18 protein-coding genes are annotated in these 17,448 nt (G+C 65.0%); 8 read left to right on the top strand and 10 right to left on the bottom strand.

What is annotated here, in order from left to right:
- The first annotated feature begins 18 nt into the window (after positions 1 to 18).
- Positions 19 to 975, top strand: coding sequence for a glutathione S-transferase family protein (locus AC0L4C_RS10765; protein ID WP_473399553.1), 957 nt, complete (start codon positions 19 to 21; stop codon positions 973 to 975).
- 4 nt (positions 976 to 979) lie between these two features.
- Here AC0L4C_RS10765 and AC0L4C_RS10760 read toward each other — a convergent pair whose 3' ends face one another.
- Positions 980 to 1,519, bottom strand: a complete 540-nt coding sequence (locus AC0L4C_RS10760; RefSeq protein WP_473399552.1) for an NUDIX domain-containing protein — start codon at positions 1,517 to 1,519, stop codon at positions 980 to 982.
- Between the two features lie 11 nt (positions 1,520 to 1,530).
- Between AC0L4C_RS10760 and AC0L4C_RS10755 the strand changes: the two genes are divergently transcribed.
- From AC0L4C_RS10755 to AC0L4C_RS10740, 4 genes are read left to right on the top strand one after another with little or no spacing between them, the layout of a single operon-like run.
- The gene (locus tag AC0L4C_RS10755; protein ID WP_473399550.1) at positions 1,531 to 2,424 is read left to right on the top strand and encodes a metallophosphoesterase family protein; all 894 of its coding nucleotides are present in this window, start codon (positions 1,531 to 1,533) and stop codon (positions 2,422 to 2,424) included.
- A gap of 40 nt (positions 2,425 to 2,464) precedes the next feature.
- Positions 2,465 to 3,793 carry a MurL-like N-terminal domain-containing gene (locus AC0L4C_RS10750; RefSeq protein WP_473399549.1) on the top strand — a complete coding sequence of 443 codons (1,329 nt, stop codon included), beginning with the start codon at positions 2,465 to 2,467 and terminating at the stop codon, positions 3,791 to 3,793.
- A complete protein-coding gene (gene murD, locus AC0L4C_RS10745) occupies positions 3,783 to 5,093 on the top strand; it encodes a UDP-N-acetylmuramoyl-L-alanine--D-glutamate ligase (RefSeq protein WP_473399548.1) in 1,311 nt (436 codons plus the stop codon). The genes AC0L4C_RS10750 and murD overlap by 11 nt, the downstream gene beginning before the upstream one ends.
- A gap of 56 nt (positions 5,094 to 5,149) precedes the next feature.
- Complete coding sequence (locus AC0L4C_RS10740) at positions 5,150 to 5,743, top strand: transglycosylase SLT domain-containing protein (protein WP_473399547.1); 594 nt, start codon at positions 5,150 to 5,152, stop codon at positions 5,741 to 5,743.
- A 21-nt stretch (positions 5,744 to 5,764) separates the two neighbouring features.
- Here AC0L4C_RS10740 and AC0L4C_RS10735 read toward each other — a convergent pair whose 3' ends face one another.
- Both AC0L4C_RS10735 and AC0L4C_RS10730 read right to left on the bottom strand, forming a co-directional pair.
- Positions 5,765 to 6,766, bottom strand: coding sequence for an MDR family oxidoreductase (locus AC0L4C_RS10735; protein ID WP_473399545.1), 1,002 nt, complete (start codon positions 6,764 to 6,766; stop codon positions 5,765 to 5,767).
- Positions 6,767 to 6,808: 42 nt separating this feature from the next.
- Positions 6,809 to 8,566: a hypothetical protein gene (locus AC0L4C_RS10730; protein ID WP_473399543.1), complete on the bottom strand. Its 1,758-nt coding sequence runs from the start codon at positions 8,564 to 8,566 to the stop codon at positions 6,809 to 6,811.
- A 252-nt stretch (positions 8,567 to 8,818) separates the two neighbouring features.
- Between AC0L4C_RS10730 and AC0L4C_RS10725 the strand changes: the two genes are divergently transcribed.
- Positions 8,819 to 9,268: a response regulator gene (locus AC0L4C_RS10725; protein ID WP_473399542.1), complete on the top strand. Its 450-nt coding sequence runs from the start codon at positions 8,819 to 8,821 to the stop codon at positions 9,266 to 9,268.
- A 367-nt stretch (positions 9,269 to 9,635) separates the two neighbouring features.
- On the opposite strand, the gene AC0L4C_RS10720 is transcribed toward AC0L4C_RS10725, so the two are convergent.
- Positions 9,636 to 10,136, bottom strand: coding sequence for an MgtC/SapB family protein (locus AC0L4C_RS10720; RefSeq protein WP_473399541.1), 501 nt, complete (start codon positions 10,134 to 10,136; stop codon positions 9,636 to 9,638).
- Positions 10,137 to 10,197: 61 nt separating this feature from the next.
- Positions 10,198 to 10,653 (bottom strand): redox-sensitive transcriptional activator SoxR, encoded by a 456-nt coding sequence (soxR, locus tag AC0L4C_RS10715; protein ID WP_473399539.1) that lies wholly within the window; start codon positions 10,651 to 10,653, stop codon positions 10,198 to 10,200.
- An 85-nt stretch (positions 10,654 to 10,738) separates the two neighbouring features.
- Between soxR and AC0L4C_RS10710 the strand changes: the two genes are divergently transcribed.
- Positions 10,739 to 12,199, top strand: a complete 1,461-nt coding sequence (locus AC0L4C_RS10710) for an MFS transporter (protein WP_473399538.1) — start codon at positions 10,739 to 10,741, stop codon at positions 12,197 to 12,199.
- Between the two features lie 3 nt (positions 12,200 to 12,202).
- On the opposite strand, the gene AC0L4C_RS10705 is transcribed toward AC0L4C_RS10710, so the two are convergent.
- Positions 12,203 to 13,078, bottom strand: a complete 876-nt coding sequence (locus tag AC0L4C_RS10705) for an NAD(P)H-binding protein (RefSeq protein WP_473399537.1) — start codon at positions 13,076 to 13,078, stop codon at positions 12,203 to 12,205.
- Between the two features lie 104 nt (positions 13,079 to 13,182).
- Here AC0L4C_RS10705 and AC0L4C_RS10700 point away from each other — a divergent pair, with 104 nt between their 5' ends.
- A complete protein-coding gene (locus AC0L4C_RS10700; protein WP_473399536.1) occupies positions 13,183 to 13,614 on the top strand; it encodes a winged helix-turn-helix transcriptional regulator in 432 nt (143 codons plus the stop codon).
- Here the strand turns inward: AC0L4C_RS10700 and AC0L4C_RS10695 are convergent.
- The 4 genes from AC0L4C_RS10695 to AC0L4C_RS10680 all read right to left on the bottom strand — a co-directional run bounded on the left by AC0L4C_RS10695 (position 13,611) and on the right by AC0L4C_RS10680 (position 17,366).
- Positions 13,611 to 14,393 (bottom strand): SDR family NAD(P)-dependent oxidoreductase, encoded by a 783-nt coding sequence (locus AC0L4C_RS10695; RefSeq protein ID WP_473399535.1) that lies wholly within the window; start codon positions 14,391 to 14,393, stop codon positions 13,611 to 13,613. The two genes, AC0L4C_RS10700 and AC0L4C_RS10695, sit on opposite strands and share 4 nt — an antisense overlap.
- 1 nt (position 14,394) lies before the next feature.
- Positions 14,395 to 15,441, bottom strand: a complete 1,047-nt coding sequence (locus AC0L4C_RS10690) for an NAD(P)-dependent alcohol dehydrogenase (RefSeq protein WP_473399534.1) — start codon at positions 15,439 to 15,441, stop codon at positions 14,395 to 14,397.
- A gap of 72 nt (positions 15,442 to 15,513) precedes the next feature.
- A complete protein-coding gene (locus AC0L4C_RS10685; RefSeq protein WP_473399533.1) occupies positions 15,514 to 16,293 on the bottom strand; it encodes an ATP-binding cassette domain-containing protein in 780 nt (259 codons plus the stop codon).
- Positions 16,290 to 17,366, bottom strand: coding sequence for an ABC transporter permease (locus AC0L4C_RS10680; RefSeq protein ID WP_473399531.1), 1,077 nt, complete (start codon positions 17,364 to 17,366; stop codon positions 16,290 to 16,292). The genes AC0L4C_RS10685 and AC0L4C_RS10680 overlap by 4 nt, the downstream gene beginning before the upstream one ends.
- Positions 17,367 to 17,448 lie beyond the last annotated feature (82 nt).

The following is a 17,448-nucleotide window of genomic DNA, read 5'->3' as shown; positions in this document are numbered from 1 at the left end:
TTCTGGAAGGCATGCATATTGGGACAGCTGATTGACGGGGTGTGGTCCACCCAATGGTACGACACCAAAAAGACCGGTGGCAGCTTCAAGCGCTCGGAAGCCGCCTTCCGTAACTGGATCACTCCCGACGGCAGCGCCGGCCCCTCCGGCACGGGCGGTTTCGCCGCCGAGGCGGGCCGCTATCATCTCTATGTCTCCTATGCCTGCCCCTGGGCCTCGCGGGCCCTGATCTTCCGCAAGCTCAAGGGCCTCGAAGAGATCATCCCCTATTCCGTGGTCAGCGCCAAAATGGCCGATGAGACCGGCTGGACCTTCACCCTGCCCGATTCCACCGGCGACGAGGTGCTGGGCAAGGAACATATGTGGCAGGTCTACAAGCAGGCCATGCCCGACTATACCGGCCGCGTCACCGTGCCGATCATCTGGGACAAGAAGCTGGGCACCATTGTCTCCAACGAGAGCTCCGAGATCATCCGAATGATGAACTCGGCCTTCGACGAACTCACCGGCAATACCGACGACTACTACCCCGAGGCCCTGCGCGAGCAGATCGATGCGGTCAACGCGCGCGTCTATGACGACATCAACAACGGCGTCTACAAGGCCGGCTTCGCCACCACCCAGGAAGCCTATGAACGGGCCGCCAAGGCCCTTTTTGAAGCGCTCGACTGGGTGGAGGACATCCTCGGCAACAGTGCCTATCTCGTCGGCGACACGCTGACCGAGGCCGACTGGCGGCTGTTCACCACCCTGGTCCGCTTCGACGCCGTGTATTTCGGGCACTTCAAGTGCAACCTCCGGCAACTCTCGGACTACGAGAACATCTCGCACTACCTGCGCGGCCTCTACCACTATCCCGGCATCGCCGGGACGGTGAAGTTCGACCACATCAAGACCCACTACTACTGGAGCCACCCCACCATCAATCCGACCCGCGTGGTGCCGATCGGCCCGGAACTCGACTTCACGGAGTAACTGCCTACCAGTTGGTCGCCACCGGCGCGTCGCGACAAATCTCGGCGACGCGCCGGTGCGTGGCCGGCCCGGTCCCTTCGGGCAGTGCGTCGATGGAGAACCAGCCGGCTTCGGCGATCTCGTAATTGGGCCGGAAATCGGTCACTGCCTCGAACTCGCGGCAGATGAACAGCGCCACATGGTCGCGATTGGTGAGCGAATTGGTGTTGTGATAAAATCCGAACAGTTCCATCGGCGCGGTGGGACGGTACCCCGTCTCCTCCAGCATCTCCCGGCCCGCCGACAGCTCGGCGCTTTCACCAGGTTCCACGCCGCCGCCGCAGAACTGCCAGCCCGGCATGTAGGTCTGCCGGATCAGGAACACCCTGTCGCCATCTATCAGCGCAACGCGCGTCCCCAGCGTCATGTGCCGCTTGACCCCGACGGCAAACAGAAAAGCCCGGGTCCGCAATCGCTGCCAGAAGGTGAGTTGCAGGGTGATTTCGCTGTCCTCGATTCGTACAATTCGATTTATGCCATTTTCTTGCCGTGCGGCGCGTGGCATTACCGCGCCCGATGATCACACTCGCCCATCTTTCGGATGTCCATCTAGCGCCCCTCCCGCCGGTGCACCCGATTGACCTCCTCAACAAACGCATCACCGGCTATGCAAACTGGAAGCTCAAGCGGCAGCGCACGCTGGATGGCGACGGGCTGATCCGGCTTGTTCACCACATGCAGGCGCAATCGCCCGATTTCGTCGCCGTCACCGGCGATCTGATGAATCTGGCGCTCGATGCCGAGATCAACACCGCCTACAACTGGCTGCAGACCGTCGGCCCGCCCGAACAGGTCTGCGTGTCCCCCGGCAATCACGACGCCTACATCCCGGGCCAGCTCGAAAAGGCGCTCGAGCGCTGGGATGGCTACGTGCTCGGCGAAACCGTCGACGACAACATGTTTCCCTTCGTCCGCCGCGTCGGCGAGGTGGCCATCGTCTGCTGCAATACCGCCGTGCCGACGCCGCCCTGGTTTGCCGCCGGCCGCTTCGAGGAAGACCAGCAGAAGCGCCTGACGCGCTGCCTGCGCCTGCTCGGCGACGCCGGCTTCTTCCGCGTGGTCATGATGCACCATCCGCCCAACCAGGAGGCCAGCCATCCGCGCTACGGCCTCTGGGGTGCCCGCAATTTCCGCCGGGCGGTCGCCGAAGCCGGCGCCGAGCTGGTGCTGCACGGCCATTCGCACAAATCCACCATCTACTCGATCCCCGGCCAGCGCGGCGACGTGCCGGTAGTCGGCGTCGCCGCGGCCGGCACCGCGCAGGACGATACCGGCGGCCATGATCCGGCGCGCTACAACCTCTTCAGGATCGAACGGGTCGGCACATCCTGGCAATGCACGCTGCGCGAATACGGCTTCCAGCGGCTGAGCAGCGACATCGTGCAGCGGCTGAGCGTGCGAATCTACTGAACGCAGCCTATCTATAGAGCGGCAATTCCAGGACGGCGCCTTGACTGATTTTCTCATCGACAAGCCGAGTTTCGACACCAGCAGCGGTGTGGCACGCTTCCGCTACGCGCTGGGCGAGCTGAAATTCGTCGAGACCCTGGCGTTTCCGGCCGGATTTGACGCCGATGCCGCCGGCGGCAGGAGCTTCGGCAAGCTGCTCGACCTCACGGCCATCGTCCTCGGCGTCAGCTATTTCAAACTCCTCGCCCCCGAGATCATCCGGGCGCCCGAAATCCCGCTGACCGCCGACGAGCGCGCTTTCGCTATCGACGTCTACGAAAACGGCCTCGGTGAGTTCTATGCCCGCAACGAGCTGAAGCGTTTCGGCAGGCTGACGGTCGCCGGCCCCAACGAGCGTCGTCCGGCCCCCGCCATGCCCAAACTGCGCGACCGGGCGCTGTTGCCGGTCGGCGGTGGCAAGGATTCCCTGGTAAGCGTACAACTGCTCGAAGAGGCCGGCATCGACTACGCGCCCTTCGCCGTGAACCCCAGGGGCCCGATCATCACCTCGATCGAGACCATCGGCCGCGATCCCGTTTACGTCACCCGCACCCTCGATCCCGAGATGATCCGGTTGAGCAAGGAACCGGGCTACCTCACCGGCCACGTGCCCTCGACTGCTATCAATTCGATGATCGGCGCCCTCGCCGCCCTGCTCTTTTCGTTCGACCGCATCGTGCTCTCCAACGAGCGCTCGGCCAGCGAGGGCAACGCCCAGCACGATGGCCGCGAGGTCAACCACCAGTATTCCAAGTCACTGGCCTTCGAGCGGCGCATGGCCACCATCCTCGCCGAGGCCACCGGGGGCGCGCTGCGCTACTACTCGCTGCTCCGGCCGCTGTCGGAAGCCCGCATCGCCACGCTCTTCGCCCGCCAGACGCGGTTCGACCACGTCTTCTCGAGCTGCAATCGCAACTTCCGCTACAACGGTCACGATGGCCCGCTGTGGTGCGGGCAATGCCCAAAGTGCCATTTCGTCTTTCTGATCCTCGCGCCGGTCATGGATAAAGAGCGACTGCTCGGCATCTTTGGCAAGAACCTCCTCGCCGATCCGGCCAACGAACACTCATTCCGCGAACTCACCGGCCTCGCCGGCCAGAAGCCCTGGGAATGCGTCGGCGAGATCGAGGAGGCTGCGGCCTGTCTGCACATCCTGGCAAACCGCCCTGAATGGGCCGATGAGCCAATCGTTTCAAAGCTCAAGCCCGAGCTGCTCGCCCAATATGGCAAGCCGCGACTTGAATCAGCACTTGAAGACCTGCTCGCCCCGAGCACAGACCACCACGTGCCGCCAGAACTTGCCGCAAAGGTATTCGGCCATGCTGTTTGACGCTCCCGTTCTGCTCTATGGCGCCGGCCGCGAGGCGCGCTCGACGCGCCGGTTCATCGCCGAACACTCCCTTCAGACCAAGGTCTTCGTCACCGTCGACAGCGGCGAGGCGGACATTGCCGATGCCGAGGCCATCGCTCCGGTCGACCTGCCACAGGCCATTGCCGACAAGCGCTTCGGCATGATCGTCAAAAGCCCCGGCGTCTCGCGCTACCGGCCGGTCTTTGCCATGGCGCGCGAGGCCGGCATCGCCGTCACCTCCAACCTCAACCTCTGGGCCAGGACCTATCGCGAGGGCCGCAAGGTCATCGCCATCACCGGCACCAAGGGCAAGTCGACCACCGCCACCCTGGTCTGGCTGATGCTGACCGAGTCGGGGCTCGACGCCGGCCTTGCCGGCAATGTCGGCGTCGCGCCGCTCGAGATCGCCGATCGCCACCAGATCGTGGTGTTCGAACTCTCCAGCTACCAGACCGCCGACATGGCGTTCTCGCCCGACATCGCGGCGGTGACAAATCTTTCGCCCGAACACACCGATTGGCACCGCGACGTCGAGCGCTATTACGCCGACAAGCTCAACCTGATCGATCGCGATACCCCGTTCCCCGTTGCCCTCGGGCACGGCGCCCACGATCATCCGCTGGTGCTCGAGGCGCTGCGCGAGCGCAGCCGGCTGATCCCGCCGCTGGCGCCGTTCCTTGCCGACCGCATTGCCGTGGCCGTGGGGCGGTCCAGACTCATGGGCGAGCACAATCTCGACAATGCCCGTCTCGCGGCGGTCATCGCCATGAAGGCAGGCGCCGATATCGAGGGCGTGGTGCGCGGCATCGGCAAGTTCGAGCCCCTGCCCCACCGCCTCGAGGAGCACAGCTTCGGCGGCATCACCTTTGTCGACGATTCCATCTCCACCACCCCCGAGGCCACCAAGGTCGCCCTCGCCGCCTATGCCGGCCGCAAGATCGCACTGATCGCCGGCGGGCATGAGCGCCAGCAGGATTATCGCGAACTGGCCGGCCTGCTGCAGCCACGCGGCGTCGAGGTGCTGGTCTGCCTGCCCGTCACCGGCGACCGGCTGGCCACCGCCACCTATGGCGCGGCGCCCAATATCGAAGTGCTCGAAGCGGCAACGCTCGAGGCCGGCATGCAGGCGCTGAAGACCCGCACCGCCCGCTTCGATACCGTCATCCTCTCCCCCGCCGCCCCCAGCTACGGCCAGAAGCTCGACGAAACAGTCGTGTTCAAGAACTTCGAAGAACGCGGCACCGCCTTTATCCGTCTGGCAAAGCAGCTTTTCAGCTGACTTATCCTCTGCTGACTTAGGCCGCCGCATGCTGTCTCCTCAACGGAGGGACGGCAATGAACGCATTCTGGCGCTGGGCCATCGAAAAACTGATCGACATGCTGGGCAGAACGCTGCGCCAGTCACTGGCCGAGGTAGAGTCGGCGCAGCCGGTCGCCTGGGGCAGGCGCGTCTCGCCGGAGTTCCGGAAAAAGGCCATCGCCGTGGCACAGCGGCTGGGGCTCGATCCCAGCACATTGATGGCGATCATGGCCTTCGAGACCGGTCGCCGCTTTGCCTCGGCCACGCGCAACAGCCGCAGCGGCGCCACCGGTCTCATCCAGTTCATGCCGGCGACCGCCAAAGCACTCGGCACCACCACCACGGCCCTCGCCGCGATGTCCGAGCTGCGCCAGCTCGATTACGTCGAGCGCTACCTCGAACCCTATGCCGGCAGGATGACCGATCTGCCCAGCGCCTATATGGCCGTCCTCTGGCCCGCCGCCGTCCGCAAACCGCTCTCGCACGTGCTGTTCGCCGAGCCGGCCACAACCTACCAGCAGAACAAGGGCCTCGATGCCGACGCCGATGGCAAGGTCACCAAGGCCGAGGCCGCAGCCAAGGTCCAGCGCATGCTGGTTGAAGGCATGCGCCCCGAGAACTTCGGCTGATGGTTTCTAGCTTGCCGCGACCTAACTCGCCAGGTCGCGCGGGTTGACGATGACGCGCCCCGCGACGCCGCCCTTGAGCATGGTCGCGGCAGCGTCCGGCAGCTCGGCCAGCGCCACTTCGCGCACCAGTTCGTCATAGGCCGATGCGACGAAGAGCGTCGACAGGCGGTCCCAGGCGGCGACGCGCTGCTCGAAGGGCTGCATGACGCTGTCGATACCGATCAGCGATACACCACGCAGAATGAAGGGGATGACGCTGGTCGGCAGGTCCGTGCCACCTGCCATGCCAACCGCCGCGACAACGCCGTTATAGCTGATCTTCTTGAGCACCTCGGCGAGCATGGCCCCGCCAACCGAGTCGATGGCACCCGACCAGCGCTCCTTGTCGAGCGCCTTGCCGGTCGACTCGAGCAGTTCAGCCCGCGACACCACGCTGGTGGCGCCGATGCGCTTGAGCATGTCGCCCAGTTCCGCCCGGCCGGTGACCGCTGCCACCTTGTAGCCAAGCCGGGCGAGCAGCATGACGGCGATCGATCCGACGCCACCACCGGCCCCGGTGACCAGCACTTCGCCGGCGTCCTTCTCGACACCGCCGGCTTTGAGCTGATTGATCGCCAGCATGGCCGTCAGCCCTGCCGTGCCCAGCACCATGGCATCGCGCGACGACAGTCGCTTGGGCAACGGCACCAGCCAGTCGGACTTCACCCGCGCCCGTTGCGCATAGCCGCCCCAGTGCAGTTCACCGACCCGCCAGCCCGTCAGCACCACGGCCTGCCCGGGATGATAGCGTGCGTTGCGGCTCTCGACGACACGTCCCGAAAAATCGATCCCGCAGACATGCGGATAGGTCCGGACAAGATTGCCAAGCCCATTGAGGCACATCGCATCCTTGTAGTTGAGGCCTGCCCACTCGACGGAAACCAGCACGTCGCCATCCGGCAGCTCGGCTTCGTCCAGGGTCTTGATCTGGCTCGACACGCCGCCATTGGCAGCCTTGTCGGTCACCAGCGCTTTGAAACTCATCGGAACTCTCGCAACTCTCGGGGGTCCCCCAGAGCTAGAGACCTAAAACTGTCCCGTCAACGCCGACTCCGGAATCCCCGCGAGCCTGAGGCCCTCGCCAAGCCGTTCCGCCAGTTCCTCGTTCTCGAAGCGAATCCGCAGCCAGGGCATGATGCCAAAGCGCCGGAAATTCTCCGACGTCATCACCGCCGACCGCAACTCCGTATAGGTCTCCGCGTCGCCCGCAAAGCCGGCAGCAGCGACGGCCAGCAAGACCCCGACTTCACCGGCATCTCCTGCCCGCCTGGCGTCGGCGATGGCAGCCTCCATGTTGCCGTCCCGTATCTCCAGGATCGCCGGCAGCAGATAGTACCAGGGCGATGGATAGCTGGTGTCGGTGATCGCAGCCCGCGCCTGGCGCTTGGCCTCGCTCCACTCCCCCAGCCGTGCCAGCGCCGCGGCGTAGCTCGCCCGGGCGTCGGTATTGAGGGGGCTGAGACCAAGCGCTATGGCGAAGTTGCGCTGCGCCAGCGTCAGTTGCCCCCGCCAGATCTGAATCGTTGCCAGCTGCTCGTGCGTAAAGCTGCTGCCCGGTCCGAGTTCCTTGGCTCGCTGCGCCAGCGCGGCCGGCTCTTTCATGGCAACGTCGAGGCGATCACCCGGGCGGGCTTTGAGCAAGGCGGCCCGGCCGTCCAGCCAGGCCTTTGCGGCCAGCGACATCGCCTGCTGCGGCTGCTGCTGCAACAGCCTGTCGTAACAGTCGATACCCCGGGCGATGGCCGCCGGATTCATCGCCTCCCGCGCCACCCGGTAGCTGAGCAGGCAGACATAGTCACTCACGGCGGGGAGAGCGGGTGCGTGCTCATCCAGCCAGGCTCGTCCCGCCGCGTGGGCCGGGCCCCGGAATGTTCCGATCTCCCGCATGATCTTGCGGGCCGCGGTGGCCGCGATCACTGCACCGGAGTTGCCAGGCAGCGGCTCACGATAGGTCCCGCTCCAGATCGAGGCGCCGCTGACAGCGTCGGTGAGGAAAACGGTCAGTTCCACGGTGTTGCCGACCGGGTTGAGATTCCCCGACAGCAGCAGCGCCCCATCGCTCGTTGGCAGCGCCTTGCCGGGCTGCACGAAACCGACTCCAACGTCTTCATACTGCGTCAGAAGTGCACTGAGCTCATCGCCCAGTAGTGTTCCGAGACTGATAAGCGTGGAATTCCCGTCGGGCACGCTAATAGAGGCCAGGTAGATCGTCGGCCTGTGCGGCAGAGCCGGGTCAGTCGGAACCACTGGCGGGTCGCGAAACATCTGCAGGCCGGCAATCAGGAAGCCGAGCCCCACCACCAGGGTCAGTGCCGCAAGGGCCTGGATCCAGAGATGCCGTCCGAACCGCCCGCGCCGCAGCGTTTCGGCGGCGGCTTCCCCCTCTGCCACGGCGGTCTCGGTGTCGTCGAATCCGGAGACCACGGCTTCGCCGGAGCGATTTGCCTCGAACTCGGGCACGTAACGTCCCACGGGTAACGTAATGCGCGTTCCGCTGCGCCCGAGATTCTGCCTATAGTATTCCTGCAGCAGCCCGCGCAGTCGCCGGGCCTGCACCCTGACGATCGGATCACTCTGCGGATCGAAGCTCGGCGGCCTCCCGAACACATCGACAGCAATCGAGTACGCCTTGATGCTTGCCTCTTCTCCACTCAACTTGGCTTCGACTATGTGGTTGAGAAATTTGGACAATTGCGGCGAACGCATCAACTCCGGCCAACCCAGGAGTTCCCTCAGGGCCGCGCGCACCTGATCCGGTGTCGGGGTAAATGCTGACAAAGCCACACCTTGTTCCACACCCGAACTGTGGGCCGGTTTACATGTAAATTTCAAGTCTTATTACGTACTTGTTACGCTTCGTTGCCTACCGCCGGACAGCGATGACAAGCATATCTCCGGCCAGTCGCAACGTGGCGGCTGCGGGATCGCTTATGCGATCGCTACGACAGTCGATGCCCCGTGCATCTACCGACCATCCGTTTTCACTTGCCCCGCACCTAAGGGCCATCAGGCCGCGCGGCGCGGCAGAGGGAGTCAATGGACGTTTTATCTGCAATTCAGCAGCCTCATCTGTTGCTCGTAGATGATGACGCCCACTCGGCGCGGCTGATGACACGCATGCTTCTTGCCCACGGAGCCCCTTTCGTTCAGTGGCAGGAAAACACGGATTTGGTTTTGTCCCGCATTAGGGAAATGTTAGCCGAATCCAGCCGAAACTTGCCTGGCCTGATCATCGTCGACCTCAAGTCGACCTCGAATGCGGGAAGAGAATTCATTGCCAGATTGGCAGAACTGGAGTCGTCCCGACGCCTGGTGATCGCGGCCATGGCCCCGAATTTGGACCGCAGCACACGCGACGGCCTGCTCGACGCAGGCGCGGATGCGGTCTTCGAACGGCGTGCCGACCTTCAGGCCTATCGGGCCGAGGCGGCAGCCATCGTCAGTTTCTGGGTGCGCAATCAGCGCCTGGAGGCAGTTGGCACGTAATCACTGCGTCCACAGGTTACGTGCCATGCGGGGGAGGGTGTTGCAAAGCGGGAGACCGCTTGTTGCATTCCCAAACATCCTCCCCCGTTCTCGATTTTGCCGGGCTGTTCATGCAACAGCGTAATCCCCGGCGCATTGTGTTCCGCTGCTGCCACGTGTGAGAGGCGGCAGCGTGATCTGGCGGCAGTTTTGCGGTGTTCCCTCCCTCCTCCGCGCCGTCAGCTAGAGTGCGGTCGCTGCGATTCCCTCCCGCAGCGACCGCTTACTCATTGTGTCTCTGCGTAAAGGCTTGCGGCGGACCCTGATCATCGGGCGAGCCTGCACGATGCGGTCGCGGCGAACCCTCCTTCGGTCGCGGCCGCATCAGCTACACGTCCCGACGCTTCTCTTGCTTGTCGGCAGCGTCAGCCAGATGTCGATGCGACAACGGGCGCAGCAGCGCCAGGACAACAACCGCGAGCAGCGCCACGGCCAGCGCAATCAGATAGTAGCCCAGCGCTGCGGCAACCCCGAGCGCGCCCGCGAGCCACATGCCGGCCGCCGTCGTCAGCCCCTGCACGCTGCCGCGCGCCTGGAAAATGGCCCCTGCCCCCAGAAACGCAATGCCGGCGGTCACGGCCTCGATAATCCTGATCGGATCGGCGCGCCCGCTGTCAATCACATCGGACAGGTGGAAGATCTCGAACGCCAGCAGGGTGAAGAGGCATGCCGCTGTCGCCACGAGGATGTGGGTGCGCAGACCTGCGGCCGCATGGTCTTCCCGCTCGAAGCCGACGGCTGCGCCAAGAATCGCTGCAATGGCCAGGCGGATGAGCATGACATGTTGCGGCAAGGCAGTGTCGGCATAGCCGAGGGACGAGAGATCCATGACGCCTGGACTCCGGAGAGAGGTGGGGAACCTCTCAACGCAGGTTTGCCTCGCCGGTTCCTCACTCCACCGGCAGGTTGCCCTCCCGCAGCAGGACACGTGGCCCGGTGCCCGTGGTGCGCAGGTGATCGCCTGCGTTGAAGATGGGGCATCGGTCCATCGACAGGCAGCCGCAGCCGATGCAGGTGTCCAGTTCGTCGCGCAGCCGCTGCAACAGGGTAATGCGCCGATCCAGTTTCTCGCTCCAGCCGGCCGAAATCATGGCCCAGTCTTCCTTGGTCGGCACATGGCCGAGGGGTAACGCCGCCAGCGAGAGGCCGACCTCCGCCAGCGGAATGCCCATCTCTTGCGCCATGCGGATGATCGCCACCCGCCGCAACACATCGCGGTCGTAGCGCCGCTGGTTGCCCGATGTCCGGTGGCTGGCAATCAGGCCTTTGCGTTCGTAGAAGTGCAGGGCGGAAACGGCGACGCCGCTGCGCGCCGCCACTTCGCCCACCGTCAGTTCCTTGTGCATTTTTCGCTTTACCTGAACTTTAGTTGAGGTTGTAGGCGTAGCAGACCACACCGCGCCGGGCTAGCTCTGGCGTCGGTCAGGACCAGTGTTTGCTGACAACGAGGACGTGACGATGCAGGTACAAAAGGGCGGCTGGAGCGAACTGTTTGCAGGCGGCAATGGCCTCCGCATTGCCGTGCTGGTTGGCGGTGTCGGCCTGCATGCCATCAACGTCTTCATCTCGGGCACGCTGATGCCGTCGGTGGTCGCCGAGATTGGCGGGCTCGATCTTTTTGCCTGGAACACGACGCTGTTCATCGTTGCCTCGATCATCGCCTCGATCTTTGCTGCCATCCGCCCCTTCGGCCTCGGCCCGCGCAGCAACTACCTGATCGCCGCCACGACCTTCGGGGTCGGCAGCCTGATCTGCGGCGCGGCGCCCGAGATGTGGGTGCTGCTGCTCGGCCGGCTGGTCCAGGGCTTTGGCGCCGGGCTGCTCGGCGCCCTAACCTATGCCATGATCCGCATCGTCTTCCCCGAACGCTTGTGGCCGCGCGCCATGGGCCTGCTGTCCGGTGTCTGGGGTGTCGCGACCCTGATCGGACCCGCCATCGGCGGCGTCTTCGCCCAGTTCGATGCCTGGCGCTGGGCCTTCTTTCTCATTCTGCCCTTCGCCGCCCTGCTCGCCCTCCTCGCCCTGCGGGTGATCCCCCGGCATGGCGACGAGGCCGGCGTGAAGAACCTGCCGGCGCTGCAGATCGTGCTGCTGATCGGCGCGGTCATGGCCATCTCGATTGCCAGCGTCACCACGGGCAACCTGCCCCTTGCCGGCCTGCTCACCGGCCTCGCCGTGCTCGGGATTGTCTGGCTCGGCCAGATCGAACGGCGTGGCGACAGGCGGCTGCTGCCCAGCGGCACCTTCAGCTTCGGCTCCGTCCTGGCGCCGCTGCTGCTCACCATGATGCTGATGCAGCTCGCCATCACCAGCGACGTCTTCGTGCCGTTCTTCCTGCAGACCCTGCATGGCCAGGAGCCGCTGGCCGCCGGCTACACCGTGGCACTGGTCGCCATGGGCTGGAGTTCCGGCTCGGTGGTCTGCTCGGGCTGGACCGGCACGCGTGCCCGCGCCTTGCTGGTGGCCGGTCCCGCCATGCTGGCGCTTGGCGCCATCGGCATTGCCCTCTCCATCGGCCGCGTCAATCTCGATGGCAACGTCTGGGAAATCGTCCCCGTCGGCCTGTCGCTGCTGGCCATGGGCCTGGGCATCGGCGCCAGCTGGCCGCATCTGCTGACCCGGCTGTTCCTGGCCGCACCCGCCGGCGAGAAGGACCTGACCTCGGCCGCCATCACCATGGTGCAGCTCTTTGCCAGCGGCCTCGGCGCCGCCCTCGGCGGCATGATCGTCAACTTCGCCGGGCTCTCCAGCCTGCGTACCCCGGCCGACGCCCTGGCGCCGGCACTCTGGCTCTATGGCAGCTTCGCCCTGGTGCCGCTGCTGGTCGTGCCGCTCGCCGTGCTCGTGGTGCGCGCCGAGGCGGCCCGGACGCTGGCCCAGGCCGCCGAATAGCCCTCAGGCGCCCAGCGCTGCCTTGTTGGCTTCGAGGAAGCTCCGCACGCTTGTCGGCTTGCGCCCCGTCACCGCCTCGAACTGGCTCGGCAGCTCGTATTCGCCCTGCCGAATGGCCTTTTCAAACGAGACCAACAGCTCTGCCACCGGTTGCGGCAGGCCGGCTCCGACCATCCCGGCAGCGAGGCCGGCGTCGTCAACCTGCACGACCGCCAGTGGCTTGCCGGTGATCTCGCGGGCAATCGCCGCCGTATCCTCGGCAGACAGCAGCTCGTCTCCGGAAATATCGAGGGCGCGATTGCCTTGCGGCCCCGCCAGCAGCACGGCCGCGGCGGCGATGGCGCAATCGTCGCGGGTGATGCGCCCCACACGCCCTTCACCCATGGCCGTGTACCACTGGCCCGAGGCAAGGGCAGGCGCCAGCGACTGCGGCAGCATGTCGAGATAGAGCGAATAGCGCAGGAAAGTATGCGGGATCCCGGTCGCCGCGATCGCCTTTTCGGTCGCGTCATGCTCGGGCGCCAGGATGACAGCCGAACCGGGCCCCGGATTGAGCAGCGAGGTATAGGCGATGTGCTTGACCCCGGCGCGACCGGCGGCTTCGGCCGCCGCCACCTGCATCTTGCGGCGGCCCTCGCCGATCACATCGGTGGAAATGATCAGCACCTGGTCGACGCCGGCAAACGCCGCGTCGAGCGACGCCACATCCGAAAAGTCGACCCTGCGCGCTTCGACGCCCGGGAAATCGAGCCTGGACGGATCGCGGGTGCCGGCGATGACATGGGTTGCACCGCCTTCCAGCAGCAGCTCGACAACGCGCCGCCCGAGCTTGCCGCTCGCGCCGGTGACGAGGATTTTGGAGGTCTTGGTATCGGTCATGGTCTCAACTCATCTGGTATTGAAGTGAGACATGGTCTAGAAAATAGACCGACAATTGAAAAGCAGGCACTCTGCCGGGACAAGGTTACGTGGAAGGAACCAGCATGGACGCCATCGACACCAGCAGCCTCGACGACTGGAAAGGCTCTGGCCTCAACGCCAGCATGTGCCCGGTGCGCGACGTGCTCGATCGCGTCGGCGACAAGTGGAGCGTGCTGATCGTCAGTTCACTCGCCGCCGCGCCGCTGCGTTTCAGCGCGCTGGCCCGCGACGTGCCGGATATCTCGAGGCGCATGCTCACCGAAACGCTGCGCAATCTCGAGCGCGACGGCATGCTCACGCGTACGGTGTTTCCGACCAAGCCGCCCAGTGTCAGCTATGAACTCACGCCCCTCGGCAGGGAACTGCTGTCTGCCATGGCGCCGCTGATCGCCTGGGCCGGCAAGCGCCACCCCGATATCCGCTCCAACCGCAGTGACTACGACGACGCCGCCGCCGTTGTGGAGCCGGCGCGGGCCGCCTACGCCGGCGCCTAGACCGTTTTCAACCAGCCGCCATCGACGAAATAGGTCGAGCCGGTGGAATAGCTGGCCTTGTCCGAGCAGAGGAACACGAAGAAGTTCGCCATCTCCTCCGGTGTGGCGAAACGCTTCATGCCGCCCGCCTCGTCGGCTACACCTTGCAGGTGCGCCTCAAAGCCATCCTCGCCGGCCAGCTGCTTGGCCGTCTTGACCCAGTCCGGTGTCCGCACCAGTCCGGGATTGATGGTGTTGACGCGGATATTGTCCCCGACCACCTCGTTGGCGAGGGTCTTGGAAAACATCATCAGCGCCGCCTTGGTGGTATTGTAGATCGGCTCGTACCACAGCGGCTGCACGGCGCAGATCGAGGCATTGTGCAGCACCACGCCGCCGCCCTTGCGCTTCATCTGCGCGCAGAGCCCGCGGCCCAGCCGCACTGCGGCCATCACATGCAGGTCCCAGTAATACTGCCATTTCGCGTCATCGGCCTCGGCTATGGTCTCGTTCGAGCCGGTACCGGCATTGTTGATGAGGATGTCCGCGCCGCCCAGCGTCGCCGCTTCCACGATCACCGCCTCGCAGCCCGCCGCCGTCGCCACATCGGACGCCACACCGCGCGCCGTTACCCCGTAGGTCTGCGCGATCCGCGCCGCCTCGGCCTCGACCCGCTCCTTGCCGCGCGCCGTCAGCAACACGTTGGCGCCCTCGGCCGCAAGTCCCTCCGCCACCGCCAGCCCGATACCGACGCTGCCACCGGTAATGACGGCCAGCTTGCCCACCAGTCCAAGGTTCATGTCAGTCGTCCATCCTGATCTGCAGTTTCACGTCGGTCGGCCGCGCCTCGACAGCCCGGTCGAAGGCCTTGATCGAGTCCTCGAAGCTGAAGGTCTCCGAGATCAGTGGCTTGAGATCCACCCGGCCCGATCCCATCAGCGCGATCGCCCGTTCATATTGGTGCGCGTAGCGGAAGACCGATGCAATCGTCACCTCCTTGATCGACAGCGAGGCAATGTCGAACAGCACGTCCTCCACCGGCAGCCCCACCACCACGATCGTGCCGCCGGGCCGCACCACGTCGACAATCCCCTGCCAGGCGCGCGGCGACCCCGAGCACTCGAACACCACATCGGCGCCCCAGCCGTCGGTCAGCCGGTTGACCTCGTCGAGGAGCATCTTGTCCTTGATGTTGACCGGAATGATGCCCTGGTACTGCGCCGCGATATCGAGCTTGGGCTGCGCCAGGTCCGTGACGATCACCCGCGAACAGCCGCCCGCCAGCGCTGCCAGCGCCACCATGGTGCCAATCGGCCCCGCCCCTATGACGATCGCCGTATCGCCCGGCGTGATCTTCGCCTTGGTTGCCGCCTGCATGCCGACCGCGAACGGCTCGACCATGGCACCTTCGGCAAAGCTGACATTGTCGGGGAGCTTGAACGTATAATTGGCCGGATGCACCACGAACGGCGTCAGCACGCCGTGCACCGGCGGCGTCGCCCAGAACGTCACGGCCGGATCGATATTGTACATCCCCAGCCGTGCCGCCTTCGAGCTGGCATCGGGCACGCCCGGCTCCATGCAGACCCGGTCGCCGACCTTCAGATGCGTCACCCCTGCCCCGACCTCGACAATCGTCCCCGCCGCCTCGTGCCCGAGGACCATCGGTTCCTTGACCACGAACGGACCGATATGGCCGTGCGTATAGTAGTGCACGTCCGAACCGCAGACGCCCACCGTATGCAGCTTGATCTTGACCTCTCCCGGCCCGACCTCGGCGGGAAGCTCGATGTCGCGCAGCGCCAGTTCATGCTGCTTTTCAAGGACGAGGGCACGTTGCAGGGTCATGGGATCATCTCAGGAGGTTTTCGCCGCGGACCAGCGGCAGAGTTGGACGTCGCGGCCGGCCGACAGGGTTGCCTAGGCCGGCACCGACTCCGGCGGCTGCATCGCCCCGGTCATGATGGCGACGGCATCCGACATCGAATAGTCCTTGGGATTGATCACCGCAATCCGCTTCCCCAGCCGGTGGATGTGAATCCGGTCGGCGACTTCGAACACATGCGGCATGTTGTGCGAGATCAGGACGATCGGCAGCCCGCGCCGCTTCACGTCCAGCATCAGTTCCAGCACCTTGCGACTCTCCTTGACCCCCAGCGCCGCCGTCGGCTCATCGAGGATCACCACCCGTGACCCAAAGGTCGCGGCGCGCGCCACCGCCACGCCCTGGCGCTGCCCGCCCGACAGCGTTTCCACCGACTGGTTGATGTTCTGGATGGTCATCAGTCCCAGCTCGTTGAGCTTGTCGCGGGCGATCTTTGCCATCTTGGAGCGGTCCAGCGCCCGGAAGATCGAACCCGCCGGCCCGCCCATGCGGATTTCCCGTCCGAGGAACATGTTGTCGGCGATCGACAGGGCCGGCGACAGCGCCAGGTTCTGGTACACCGTCTCGATGCCCGCCTCGCGCGCATCCATTGGCGACCTGAAGTGCACCACCTTGCCATCCAGGGTGATGGTGCCGCTGTCCGGGATCACCGCGCCGCACATCGCCTTCACCATGGTCGATTTGCCGGCACCATTGTCGCCGATCACCGCCAGGATTTCGTTCGGCATCAGGTCGAACTCGGCATTGTCCAGCGCCACCACCTTGCCGTAGCGCTTGTTGAGGCCCTTGCCCGAAAGGATGGGTTGTTCGCTCATGACGAGATCTTCCTGATCCATTGATCGATGGTGACCGCGATGATGATCAGCGCGCCGACCGCAAATTCCTGCCACAGCACATCGACACCGGCGAGCGACAGCCCGTTGCGGAAGGTGCCCACGATCAGCGCCCCGATCAGCGTGCCGATGATCGAGCCACGACCGCCGAACAGCGACGTGCCGCCGATCACCACAGCAGTGATTGCATCCAGATTGGCGGTCTGGCTGCCCAGCGGCGACACCGCACCGATGCGCCCGATCAACACCCAGCTCGCCACCGCGCAGATAAAGCCGGCCAGCGTATAGGTGAGGATCAGCGTCTTGGTGGTGTTGATACCGGCAAGCCGCGCCGCTTCCGGATCGTCGCCGGTGGCATAGATATGGCGGCCGAACGCCGTGCGATTGAGGATATACCAGACCGTGGCCGCGATCCCGATCATCAGGATCGAGCCATAGGTGATGATGGCCCCTCCCCCGAGCTTGATCGATGATCCCAGCCATTGCAGCAGGGGCGCCACCGCCTGGATGTCCTGCGACCGGATGGTTTCCGAACGCGAAATGAAGATCACCATGGCGCCGTAGATCGACCAGGTTCCGAGCGTCACGATGAAGGGCGGCAGCCGCACCACCGCCACGAGGATGCCGTTGATCAGGCCGCACAGCACACCCGTGAACAGCCCGATGACGAAGCTGATCTCCACCGGCACACCCGCCACCACTGCCAGCCGGCCCATGACGATCGATGACAGGATCATGATCGCACCGACGCTGAGGTCGATACCGGCGGTCAGGATGATCAGTGTCTGGGCAATGCCGAGCACGCCGATGATCGTCACCTGCTGCAGCACCAGCGAGAGGTTGAACGGCGCAAAGAACTTGCCGCCGGCCGCGACCGAGAAGACCAGCACGCCGAACAGCAGGACAAAGAAGGGAATGGCCGTCGGAAATTTGTGGAGGAAGCCCTGCAGCCGCCGGATGGCGCCGGGCGGATGTTCCTCGAAACTGGCCACCGCGGCGCTATGGCCAGCGAGGCCTTTTTCGGCAGCTGCCGAACCTGCTGCGTCGTCACTCATGCGATCCCCTCCCCAAGGAACGATAGCGGCTGACTAGCCTGGAGAAATCTGAAAAGCGGCAAAGGGCGACCCGCCGGTTGCC

Source organism: Devosia sp. J20-27 (assembly GCF_055808595.1).
The sequence above is the reverse complement of the archived record's forward strand: the minus strand, read 5'-3'. Positions and strand labels throughout refer to the sequence as shown.

Excerpts from the sequence above, each read along its gene's own strand:
- AC0L4C_RS10760 (WP_473399552.1), bottom strand. The coding sequence starts at position 1,519 with ATGCCACGCGCCGCACGGCAAGAAAATGGCATAAATCGAATTGTACGA.
- AC0L4C_RS10755 (WP_473399550.1), top strand. The coding sequence starts at position 1,531 with ATGATCACACTCGCCCATCTTTCGGATGTCCATCTAGCGCCCCTCCCG.
- murD (WP_473399548.1), top strand. The coding sequence starts at position 3,783 with ATGCTGTTTGACGCTCCCGTTCTGCTCTATGGCGCCGGCCGCGAGGCG.
- AC0L4C_RS10740 (WP_473399547.1), top strand. The coding sequence starts at position 5,150 with ATGAACGCATTCTGGCGCTGGGCCATCGAAAAACTGATCGACATGCTG.
- AC0L4C_RS10735 (WP_473399545.1), bottom strand. The coding sequence starts at position 6,766 with ATGAGTTTCAAAGCGCTGGTGACCGACAAGGCTGCCAATGGCGGCGTG.
- AC0L4C_RS10725 (WP_473399542.1), top strand. The coding sequence starts at position 8,819 with ATGGACGTTTTATCTGCAATTCAGCAGCCTCATCTGTTGCTCGTAGAT.
- AC0L4C_RS10720 (WP_473399541.1), bottom strand. The coding sequence starts at position 10,136 with ATGGATCTCTCGTCCCTCGGCTATGCCGACACTGCCTTGCCGCAACAT.
- soxR (WP_473399539.1), bottom strand. The coding sequence starts at position 10,653 with ATGCACAAGGAACTGACGGTGGGCGAAGTGGCGGCGCGCAGCGGCGTC.
- AC0L4C_RS10705 (WP_473399537.1), bottom strand. The coding sequence starts at position 13,078 with ATGACCGATACCAAGACCTCCAAAATCCTCGTCACCGGCGCGAGCGGC.
- AC0L4C_RS10700 (WP_473399536.1), top strand. The coding sequence starts at position 13,183 with ATGGACGCCATCGACACCAGCAGCCTCGACGACTGGAAAGGCTCTGGC.
- AC0L4C_RS10695 (WP_473399535.1), bottom strand. The coding sequence starts at position 14,393 with ATGAACCTTGGACTGGTGGGCAAGCTGGCCGTCATTACCGGTGGCAGC.
- AC0L4C_RS10690 (WP_473399534.1), bottom strand. The coding sequence starts at position 15,441 with ATGACCCTGCAACGTGCCCTCGTCCTTGAAAAGCAGCATGAACTGGCG.
- AC0L4C_RS10685 (WP_473399533.1), bottom strand. The coding sequence starts at position 16,293 with ATGAGCGAACAACCCATCCTTTCGGGCAAGGGCCTCAACAAGCGCTAC.
- AC0L4C_RS10680 (WP_473399531.1), bottom strand. The coding sequence starts at position 17,366 with ATGAGTGACGACGCAGCAGGTTCGGCAGCTGCCGAAAAAGGCCTCGCT.